The following is a 9936-nucleotide window of genomic DNA, read 5'->3' on the forward strand; positions in this document are numbered from 1 at the left end:
TATACATAAAAATCAATAAAGAAACGGGAGGTTAAGTATAGTGTCAATTACTAAGGTAAAAGAATATTTTAAGAGCTTTGGAATTGAAGGCAAAGTGATAGAATTAGAGCAGTCAAGTGCTACAGTGGAACTTGCAGCGGCAGCCATTGGATGTGAGCCGGAAAGGATTGCTAAGACACTTTCATTTTTAGTTGATGGAAAAGGGATATTAATTGTTGTTGCAGGTGATGCTAAAATAGATAATCGAAAATACAGAGAAGAATTTCACGAAAAGGCAAAAATGATACCTGCTGATGGCGTGGAGGCAATAATCGGTCATGCTCCAGGTGGGGTATGTCCATTTGGCATAAATGAAGAGGTAGATGTTTATCTTGATATTTCAATAAAACTATTTTCTACAGTATATCCGGCTGCGGGAAGCGGAAACAGCGCTATAGAATTAAATATAACAGAATTAGAAAAATACTCAAACTCAAAAAAATGGGTTGATGTGTGTAAAGGATGGTTAGCAAACGAATGAAAATATTTGTGTATTGTTTTAGGGAATTTGATGAAAAAGAATTTTTTGATGAGCTAACAGAAAAATATGGTTGTACCTATGGATACTCAGCAGATTATCCTAACTTGGAAAATGCCAAACTGGTAGAAGGATATGATGCGGTTAGTACAACTGTATGTGACATTAATGCTGAATTATTGGACTGCTTTCATTAACTGGGAGTGAAATATGTTGCAACAAGATCTATCGGATATGATCATATCGATATAGAACATGCGAAAAGGATTGGAATGAAGGTCTCTAAAGTTAACTATGCACCGGATTCAGTAGCTGAATATACATTGATGCTTATGATGATGGGCTGCCGCAGAATATGCCACGTTTTAGATAGGGCAAAAGTTCAGGACTTTTCTCTTAAGGGGAAATTAGGAAAGAATTTATGTGACTGCACTGTGGGAGTGATTGGAACAGGACAGATTGGAGTGGCAGTAATCAAATATTTGAAGGCATTCGGATGCAGGATTCTTGCAAATGACTCTCATCAAAAACAAGAACTGAGTGAACTTTTAGAGTATACAGATTTGAATATTTTGTTGAAGGAAAGCGACATTATTACCCTTCACGTACCTGCGCATAAGGAAAATAATTATTTACTTGATAAAGAGGCCTTTGAGATTATGAAGCATGGTGTCATGATTGTGAATACTGCGAGAGGTACTCTAATTGATACAGATGCTTTGATAGATGCTATTGAAGAAGGAAAGATAGGACATGTAGCAGGGCACTTTCTTTTCACTTCAGGACAAGGAGGGCTAAATCCTTTTGATGGTTCTGTAGTGGAAGGTGGAATTGAAGCACAGGCGGAACAGACTATGAAAAACCTAAGCGAATTATTCCAAGCAGCAGGAACTAATTTTACAAAAACAGTTAAAACAACTTGTTTTCTTGCTGATATGTCTGACTTTGCAGCGTTTAACCAAGTGTATGGTAAATATTTTACAGGAAAGCCGGCAAGAAGTTGTGTTGCGGAAAAAACACTTCCGCTTGGTATTCTATGTGAAGTTGAAGCAATTGTTTATTTAGGAGAATAAAGGAGGAAATTACAATGAGACAATATGTAGTAGATGCTTTTTCTGAGAAGGTATTTGGAGGAAATCCAGCAGCAGTATGTGTGATGAATGAATGGGTGACCGATGAAACCATGATACAGATAGCAAGGGAAAATAATCTGTCTGAGACAGCTTTTACGGTGAAAGAAGGTTTAGATTATAAATTAAGGTGGTTTACTCCGGGTGGTGAGGTTGATCTATGCGGACATGCAACACTTGCAACTACCTACGTCATTACAAAGTTTATTGAAACTCAAGTAACAGAAGTACGTTTCAAGACGCTATCTGGATTATTAACAGTTATAAAAAAAGGCGAACTTTTTGAAATGGACTTTCCATCTTATGAACTTAAAAAAGTAGACATAACAGAGGCAATGGTGGAAGCTATGAGGATTAGACCATTAGAAGCATATAAAGGAACAATCACATGAAAGTTCTATTTTAGGACTGGGACTTTCATTTATAAGTCTAATTTTATTTGAAAAAACAAATTTTTTATTGCCAGCAATGGTTGCCATTTGGATGTCACTCTCTGTACGTCGTGAAAAATTGGAAGATAAGGTGAATACGCTATGACAACAATACAACAAATTATTACAATTGGAATGGTAGTATTGGGAACTCAGTTCACTAGATGGATTGCTTTTATTTCTTTTCCTTCTAATAAACCTATTCCAAGTTATATTGAATATTTAGGTAAGGTTTTACCACCTACTATCTTTGGTATGCTAGTTGTTTATTGCTATAAAAATATAAACATATTTTCTGTAAATCATGGAATCCCTGAACTTATTGCAGGAATAATTGTTGTATGTTTGCAACTTTGGAAAAAAAACATGTTTCTTTCAATTGCAACAGGAACAATTCTATACATGTTTTTTTTACAGGCAGTATTTTGAAAATAATAGCAATCTGCCTTTTCTGTAACTTATTATTACATATCCAAAGATAAAATGATTAATTTTAATAAAGTTGAAGTTTTTATTAGACATAAGTTGGAAGGAATGTAGCTTTATTTTTCAAAATTAGAACAAATGCTAGATGAACTAAGAATTTTGATTAATACTAAAGATAATAAATTTGATTTTGTACCTAAACTCTTCTTTCTGAGTTAAATTATGTTTGCAAATCAGCACACATTAAACTTATTTCTAAAAGTCATTTTATCAATAATCTTCGCATTATTTTACCATTGTAAATTACATTCTCATTTTTAATGACTACAGAATATATATTTTTTATTTTCACATAATAATATATATTAGAATACTTAATTATATTTACTGGATTCATGGAAGGTGGTCATATTTAATGAAAAAGTTTATCACTATATTTTCTATTTTTTTATTTCTATGCTTTGGTCTGAATGCAACAACTGCTATCGCTCAGCCTACACAAGGTTTCTCTGAAGGATTTTATGATGTAGGTAAACTAAAATTAGTTCCAAACGTTTCATACAATGTTCAAAATGTTTCCGATAAGAGAGCTTTAATTATTATAGTTGATGGTAATGAAGTTATACATCAAGCTTTACGTTTTGAATCAAACTCAAAACGATATGTTATGATACCTCTTCAATCTGACTATAAAGTTATAATAGTGGGCAATGGTCAATTATCCTTCGCAACTTAAAATTTCAAAATTTACAGTTTATCTCATGTTAGCATTGCCCATTAATTATAACATATTATGCGAATGAATTTTGAACTAAAATAAGCAGTAGTGGATTTCTCCTGGCTACTGCTTTAACTTTCGCAAAGTGATAATATTTTGTAGTATTTTTTAATATTAATTTTAAGCAAGTGTATTTTTATTTTAATGTTTTACCTTTCATGTGAAAATATAATTCTGGAGTATCTTCTGTAATAACTTTAAATTCATATCCTTTAGATTTATAGTATTTTATTATTTGTGGAAGAGCTTTACATGTGTTTTTATGCATGTCCGTACAGTGTAAAAGTAATATTATATTGGAGCGATTTTCACTTCCTTTTATCGCTTTTCTATATAAAGTACCAGGTGAAAGCTTTGAATTTAATCAATCTGTATTATCTAAATCCCAATCATATATTTTAAATCCTTTATCATGTAATTTTTTTAAATAATCTCTATTCAAGTGCTTGTTACTTCCACAAGGGAATCTAATTATATTAGGTGAAATTCCATTTCAAGAGATACCCAATTATTTAATTAGAATAAATTTTATATTTATTCATAATCTATATTAGATATCATACCATGGAGGTTTAAGGATGAAGCTATTTATAAGAACCGTCATTGCCATTATTTCATTTACGATAATTAATGTATTAATATCTACTAATAAAAATAATTTTTATATTAGTTCAATTAATGCTATAGGTAATCCTCCTAAGGTTGGTGTATTATTATTTAATTTTAACGATCCATATATATCTTTCGTTAAACAAAGTTTAGAAAATATTGAAAAAGAAAATCCAAATAAAGTTAGATTTTCCTTTTATGATTCAAAAGATAATCAAGCTATACAAAATGCAGATATAGACAATTTAATTAACGATAATATTGATCTTTTATTAATAAATTTAGTTGATACGAAACAAAGTACTATATCAAGCATTATCAATAAAGCAACCACAAAAAATATACCATTAATTTTCTTCAATATAGAATTACCACTGTCCCCCCAAAGCACTTCCCAAAGAGTTGCTGTTGTAGCAACTGATTCCAAGCTTTCAGGCATTATACAGGGTAAAATTCTTGCAGATTTATGGAATAATAATAAAAAAGTCATAGATAAAAATAATGATAACGTATTGCAATATATAATGTTACAGGGTAAAACTAATAATCCAGCTTCCCTTAACAGAACTATTTATTCTATTTCAACACTTAATGATAATGGCATAAGAACTGAAGAACTTGCCTTAAAAATTTGTAATTGGGATCGAGATTGTGCAAAAGCTGCAATTAATTCATTATTTCTTAAATATGGGGGAAATATAGAAGCAATAATTGCAAATAATGATGCTATGGCAATAGGCGCTATTGATGCACTACAAGCCTACGGGTACAATAAAGGAGACAAAACAAAAACTATTCCAGTTGTTGGTGTTGATGCCATCCCAGAGGCACGAGAACTTATCTCTAAAGGTTTTATGGCAGGCACTGTTGTTCAAGATCCTAAAGAATTCGCTAACGCACTTTATTCTGTTGGATTAAATTTAATTTACAATAGAGAGCCTCTTGAAGGTACAAATTATAAATTTAATAAAGAAGGCATTATTGAAATCCCTTATTATGAGTATATCCCCTAAAGTAACTAGATACTAACCTTAATTATTTAAAACCTCTTTCATAAGTTCTTCACAAAATAAAAAAAGGTAGCTTAAACCTGAGCATTTAATCTACCTCTAATTTCTAGTACTTGTGCAATTTAGCCAAATATATTATATCAATAATACACTACCTATCAATTAACTCATTCTTAACATACTCATTGATAGTCTCTTCTTCACCTTCAAATATCTCCATTAAATGTAATATAATCTCTTGTTGCTCCTCTGGAAGTCGTTTCATTGTTTCCATTATTGTATCTTTAGTTACATTTCTCATAAAATCGCTCCTTAATTCTACCATTAAAATATAAAAGTGCTCTTCGTTATTATCGTATTATTCTTATATATTTTAATCTAATATGATAAAATTTCATTTGTTATTTAATATATATTTTTAGCAAAAATAAAGCAGTAGTTGGATTGCTGAACTGCTTTTAGCTAATAAAAAACTTTCTACATTTTTTATTATGATTTAGTTTCCTGTATGTAACCTAACAAATAAAAAAAACAAAGACTATATGAGCATTAATATCTAGTTGCTGTATGGTACTCCCAGCGGGATACCACCTATACATTTTTATAAATTCTATCAATTTTTATAAAGTCCTGTAAAGTGCTATTTTACTAAGTTTAAAAGACTATACTTATTTCTTGAACTCAAGTAAATTAAGTTCCCATATTGGAGCATAAACACTGAACAAACACTTTTTTATTTTACGTATTCAAAGCTCATTTAGAAATTAATTTACTTATTAGTATTATTTGTTTAACAAGATTTTATTTAATTCTTTACTACTTGAATTAATAAAAATCTCTGTAGAATATAATTTATGCTTTTGATTTAGATATTCTTTTTTTCTTAAAGTATGTTTTTCCATTTCTTCTGGAGAAATCTTAGTTTTGAATTTTTCATGAGGATAATGTATACATCTTAATTTTCTACTTAATATTATTTTTGTATCATTTTTATACAAGTTAATTCCTAAATCAATATCTTCTCCACCCCATGTGTCAAAACTTTCATCGAACATCCCAATGTTTATAAGTGTTTCCTTTTTCACAGAAACATAAGCTGTAAAAAAAATCACCCATGGTGCAGGCCATTTAGTTAAATCATCCCCTATATCAAAATATATAGATTCCCTTAAATCTAATATTTTATCTTCTTCTAATTTATTAAAATATTTATCAACATTAAAAGAGTCTATATTCATTTTTATTAATTTTTCATAGTTTTCATTATATTCATCAAATCCATATACATACCCTATAATTGCTGAATTAGAATGTAAATTATGTAGTTTTATCTGCTCATCTATAGCATTACTTGCTAGCAAGATACCTGAATCAATAAATACACATATTTCACCTTCTGAATTATTTATTCCAACATTTCTTGCCGTTGCTGCTCTAAATCCATTATCTTCTTGATAAAAATATTTAATATTCAATTCACCATCAAATTTATCTATAACTGATACTGTATCGTCTGTAGAACCATCATCAACTATTATTACTTCAAATTCATTTATTGATAGACTTTGCATTAATAAAGAATTTAAAGTTAGGTTCAATAAGTTACTACGATTAAAGGTTGGAATTATAATACTTACTCTATACTTGTACACTTTTTACACTCCCTATCATCATCTAAATGAATAAATCATAATCATCTAAAATATTATTTTGAACTACATTTCTTGAACTTGAAATAATTTTTTCAATCTCTAAATTCGAACTACTCCTAGCACATTGAAATCTACAATCATGATTAGGGTTAGTATCAACATAGATATTTTCTTTTTCTCTTGATTCCCAACACTCTCTAAAACTGTTTTTGTTAATATCTCCATATTTTTTTATATCATTTCCTCTATGATAAGAACAGAAGTAAGCACCACTTGGTGTAACAACAGTTCTAAAATTTGCAATATAACATTTATTACATTTTTTATCTATTTTACCATTATCATTAACAATATTACTAATGTTATAATTAGCATAAATCCTATAATCATGAGTTTCTAAGTCTCTGATTTTAACCAATTGATCTTTAAGTATCTCCATATACTTATCTGGCGGCATAATATTTTTGTGCGACATATCAAATTTATTTTTTAATTCAAAATAATCACATCCAATTTCTTTAGCTATCACCGCTGCATCATATATTTCTTTAATATTTGTTGCATCCTCATTATTTATTACTAGAAATGAAAATCCGACTGTACACTTTTTATCTCTATTCAATAGTTTTATTGATTCAATCACATCATTAAATTTATTTACTAACTTCAACTTATAAAAAGTACTCTCCGAACCAGCATCTACTGATATTCTGATCCAATCTATAAGTTTTAATGAATCTAGATATTTAGGAATTAAAATTCCATTAGTAACAAGACCAATTTTTATATTTGCTTCTTTTAATGTTGATATAAAATATGGAATATTTCTATTTAGTAATGGTTCTCCGCCACCTGTTAATATAACAGCTTTAACTCCTATTTCTATAAATTCATTTGCCAAATTTAACAATTGACTTTTTGAAAACTCTTTCTTATTTAATAAATCCGCACTTATACAATGTTTACATTTTAAATTACAACTTGTAGTCGGATCTAAATCTATAACTAAATGATATATTGAGGATTTTTTTTTCAATTCATCTATTTTATTAAAAACTGATTTTTGATATAATTTATCTTTCAAGTCAAATCTTGTTACTTCTTTCAAAAAAAACAACACCTTTCATTAGCAAAAATTCTATCTACTTACTTAAATGTTATCAATTACTTCCGGAAACAATTGATATAGTGAAAATCCTAATTTATTTTCAAAGTCCTTTTGCAAATTAAAAAATGCTTTCCAACGTTTTGTTGTTCTTTCATTAATTCCATATCTTAAAGCTACATCTATTAATCTCTTTTCAATTATTGTAAACCCTGTCGATAATGATATTGCATCACATAACTGTATTAATTTGTCATACTCTGTAAATTTAATAGATTCAATATAATCCTTTACAAAAATATACTCACTATCTGTACAATCCCAATTACCTACACATTCTTCAATATCTTTGCTTATAAATGAATGTGTTAGACATATTCTAGCAGCTTCATCATATCCCTCTTTTTTAAGAAATTCATATCCACATATTGAGTGCTTCAATTGCATTCTTCCAAAAGTTCTTCCGATATCATGAATGTATCCGTAAGCCAACGCCAAATCTGGATTTAATCCATTTACATGTTCTGCTATCCTCTTAGCCGCTATGCCTACATATATAGAGTGATCAATCCATTCACCATCATTACTATTTTTAGCATCCATTAAAATTTTATATGCCTTTTTAGATGTAATTGTATTCATTTAACTCCTCCTTAAATATATCTAATACAATCTTGCCGATATCACATTTAGTCATTTCTTCAAATAATTTGAATTGAGATTTTGCTCTTAACAAATTATCTTTATCATTTATTACAGGGAAATATCTATTATTGTTAATATAGTCAGTATAAAACCTTAATCCCAACTCAAATGGTAACATTTTTATATAGCATTCTAATGCTACAACATCATAATTGCTTAATATTTTTCCACTTGATGCTTCCTTATATTCCTTTAAAAATTCTTTTAAAATATCTTTGCTGAATTTAACCTCCATATATTCTGTAGGGACATCACCAGCACTATTAGTAATTGAGCGCAAGCAATCACTTATATCGATCACTATAGGTGCATAATAAAGAGTATCAAGATCAATAAATGAAATCACCTCCTCTTTTACATTAAATATCATATTTGCTATTTTAGAATCTCCATGTATAACCTGTCCTGTGAGTTTTCGGGAATTGATTTTACAATTAATCATACTGTAAAAATTACTACTGATTATGTCTTCACAATACTCATCCATAACTTTATCATTCTTTAAGTTGAGATATTCATTATAATAATATTCAATATTATGAAAGTTTTTTGAAAATGGTACTATTTTATTTTTAGGTATGCATTTCAATATTTTATGCATTCTAGCAAGTCCTCTTCCCAATTCCTTAATTTGTTTTAAAGATCTAGGCTTATCGTGTACTATACCCTCTATATAATCATATAATCTCCAATAATTATTAAATCCATCAATATAATAATTATTATTTAAAGTACTAGTATAGAATTTCGGTATACACCAATCACTGTAATCATTAAGTTCAATTTCCTTTTTAGCAGTTTCGATGTATATTTTAATATTATTCATATTGTCTTTAGGATTTTTAAAAACATCAGAATTTAGTCTTTGTAATATATACTTTTTGCTTCTACCCTCTAATAAAATTGTATTATTTACTGTCCCTTTTTTAATTTTCCGCCTAAACTTTATCGTTTCTCCTACATTAAAATTACCTATAATTTTATTTATGTACTCAACTTCATCTCTCTCATCTCTCATATCATCCCACCCATACCAACATTATTTTTCACAAAATCAAAAATATATATATTATTGTAAAATTATACATCTGTTTGTTAATTTTTTCAAACAAAATATTTTTAAATATTTTTAAATATTTTTAAATATTTTTAAATAACATACTTTATTATAATATTATTTTTAACTTTTTTATGATATTTTATTTATATATAAGTTCTAATTAAGAAAGTTCATAATTTAGCTGGTTGTCTTATCCAATCACTCTAATATAGAAATTAAATCTTAATGAACAAAATTTTTTAGAACATATATATATAAATTAATATATATAAGTTCTAATTAATAAAATTCATAGCTTGGCAAAACAGCTTTATATTATTCGATGAGTTTGCACAAAATAAATCTAGATTTATTTTGTGAGGTGATTCAAATGGTTATTATAAAAGATAATCAAAATGCAATATTAGAACTAGAATCAGCAATGAAAAAGACTAAAAATGTACGAATGTATAAACGATATTCTGTTGTTTTAAAGCACTTTCAAGGTTTTAAAAATAAGACAATTGCAGAAAT

12 protein-coding genes and 1 pseudogene are annotated in these 9936 nt (G+C 28.3%); 7 read left to right on the top strand and 6 right to left on the bottom strand.

Features of this window, described 5'->3' with window-relative positions:
• Positions 1 to 40: 40 nt before the first annotated feature.
• The 6 genes from CLPUN_RS25530 to CLPUN_RS25555 all read left to right on the top strand — a co-directional run bounded on the left by CLPUN_RS25530 (position 41) and on the right by CLPUN_RS25555 (position 3240).
• Positions 41 to 520, top strand: coding sequence for a YbaK/EbsC family protein (locus tag CLPUN_RS25530; protein WP_077850005.1), 480 nt, complete (start codon positions 41 to 43; stop codon positions 518 to 520).
• Entirely contained in the window at positions 517 to 714 is a 198-nt protein-coding gene (locus CLPUN_RS25535; protein WP_077850006.1) for a hypothetical protein, read from the top strand. The genes CLPUN_RS25530 and CLPUN_RS25535 overlap by 4 nt, the downstream gene beginning before the upstream one ends.
• A 6-nt stretch (positions 715 to 720) precedes the next feature.
• Entirely contained in the window at positions 721 to 1590 is an 870-nt protein-coding gene (locus tag CLPUN_RS25540; protein ID WP_158078840.1) for an NAD(P)-dependent oxidoreductase, read from the top strand.
• Between the two features lie 14 nt (positions 1591 to 1604).
• Entirely contained in the window at positions 1605 to 2039 is a 435-nt protein-coding gene (locus CLPUN_RS25545; RefSeq protein ID WP_077850008.1) for a PhzF family phenazine biosynthesis protein, read from the top strand.
• 141 nt (positions 2040 to 2180) lie between these two features.
• Positions 2181 to 2507, top strand: a complete 327-nt coding sequence (locus CLPUN_RS25550; protein WP_077850009.1) for a branched-chain amino acid transporter permease — start codon at positions 2181 to 2183, stop codon at positions 2505 to 2507.
• A 412-nt stretch (positions 2508 to 2919) separates the two neighbouring features.
• Entirely contained in the window at positions 2920 to 3240 is a 321-nt protein-coding gene (locus tag CLPUN_RS25555; protein WP_077850010.1) for a hypothetical protein, read from the top strand.
• Positions 3241 to 3418: 178 nt separating this feature from the next.
• On the opposite strand, the pseudogene CLPUN_RS29010 reads toward CLPUN_RS25555, so the two are convergent.
• Positions 3419 to 3772, bottom strand: a pseudogene (locus CLPUN_RS29010) (polysaccharide deacetylase family protein); the annotation flags it as partial.
• An 88-nt stretch (positions 3773 to 3860) separates the two neighbouring features.
• Between CLPUN_RS29010 and CLPUN_RS25565 the strand changes: the two are divergent.
• Positions 3861 to 4904, top strand: coding sequence for a galactose ABC transporter substrate-binding protein (locus CLPUN_RS25565; RefSeq protein WP_077850011.1), 1044 nt, complete (start codon positions 3861 to 3863; stop codon positions 4902 to 4904).
• 148 nt (positions 4905 to 5052) lie between these two features.
• On the opposite strand, the gene CLPUN_RS28285 is transcribed toward CLPUN_RS25565, so the two are convergent.
• The 5 genes from CLPUN_RS28285 to CLPUN_RS25585 form a co-directional block, all read right to left on the bottom strand.
• Positions 5053 to 5202, bottom strand: coding sequence for a hypothetical protein (locus tag CLPUN_RS28285; RefSeq protein ID WP_198944410.1), 150 nt, complete (start codon positions 5200 to 5202; stop codon positions 5053 to 5055).
• A 481-nt stretch (positions 5203 to 5683) separates the two neighbouring features.
• The gene (locus tag CLPUN_RS25570; protein ID WP_077850012.1) at positions 5684 to 6553 is read right to left on the bottom strand and encodes a glycosyltransferase; all 870 of its coding nucleotides are present in this window, start codon (positions 6551 to 6553) and stop codon (positions 5684 to 5686) included.
• A gap of 22 nt (positions 6554 to 6575) precedes the next feature.
• Positions 6576 to 7661, bottom strand: coding sequence for a radical SAM protein (locus CLPUN_RS25575; protein ID WP_158078841.1), 1086 nt, complete (start codon positions 7659 to 7661; stop codon positions 6576 to 6578).
• Between the two features lie 42 nt (positions 7662 to 7703).
• Entirely contained in the window at positions 7704 to 8300 is a 597-nt protein-coding gene (locus tag CLPUN_RS25580; protein WP_077850014.1) for an HD domain-containing protein, read from the bottom strand.
• Positions 8281 to 9381, bottom strand: a complete 1101-nt coding sequence (locus CLPUN_RS25585; RefSeq protein ID WP_077850015.1) for a phosphotransferase enzyme family protein — start codon at positions 9379 to 9381, stop codon at positions 8281 to 8283. Before CLPUN_RS25585 ends, CLPUN_RS25580 begins: the two co-directional genes overlap by 20 nt.
• Positions 9382 to 9936: the final 555 nt, after the last annotated feature.

Source organism: Clostridium puniceum (assembly GCF_002006345.1).
Lineage (GTDB): Bacteria > Bacillota > Clostridia > Clostridiales > Clostridiaceae > Clostridium > Clostridium puniceum.

Excerpts from the sequence above, each read along its gene's own strand:
- CLPUN_RS25535 (WP_077850006.1), top strand. The coding sequence starts at position 517 with ATGAAAATATTTGTGTATTGTTTTAGGGAATTTGATGAAAAAGAATTT.
- CLPUN_RS25585 (WP_077850015.1), bottom strand. The coding sequence starts at position 9,381 with ATGAGAGATGAGAGAGATGAAGTTGAGTACATAAATAAAATTATAGGT.
- CLPUN_RS25555 (WP_077850010.1), top strand. The coding sequence starts at position 2,920 with ATGAAAAAGTTTATCACTATATTTTCTATTTTTTTATTTCTATGCTTT.
- CLPUN_RS25565 (WP_077850011.1), top strand. The coding sequence starts at position 3,861 with ATGAAGCTATTTATAAGAACCGTCATTGCCATTATTTCATTTACGATA.
- CLPUN_RS25550 (WP_077850009.1), top strand. The coding sequence starts at position 2,181 with ATGACAACAATACAACAAATTATTACAATTGGAATGGTAGTATTGGGA.
- CLPUN_RS25580 (WP_077850014.1), bottom strand. The coding sequence starts at position 8,300 with ATGAATACAATTACATCTAAAAAGGCATATAAAATTTTAATGGATGCT.
- CLPUN_RS25545 (WP_077850008.1), top strand. The coding sequence starts at position 1,605 with ATGAGACAATATGTAGTAGATGCTTTTTCTGAGAAGGTATTTGGAGGA.
- CLPUN_RS28285 (WP_198944410.1), bottom strand. The coding sequence starts at position 5,202 with ATGAGAAATGTAACTAAAGATACAATAATGGAAACAATGAAACGACTT.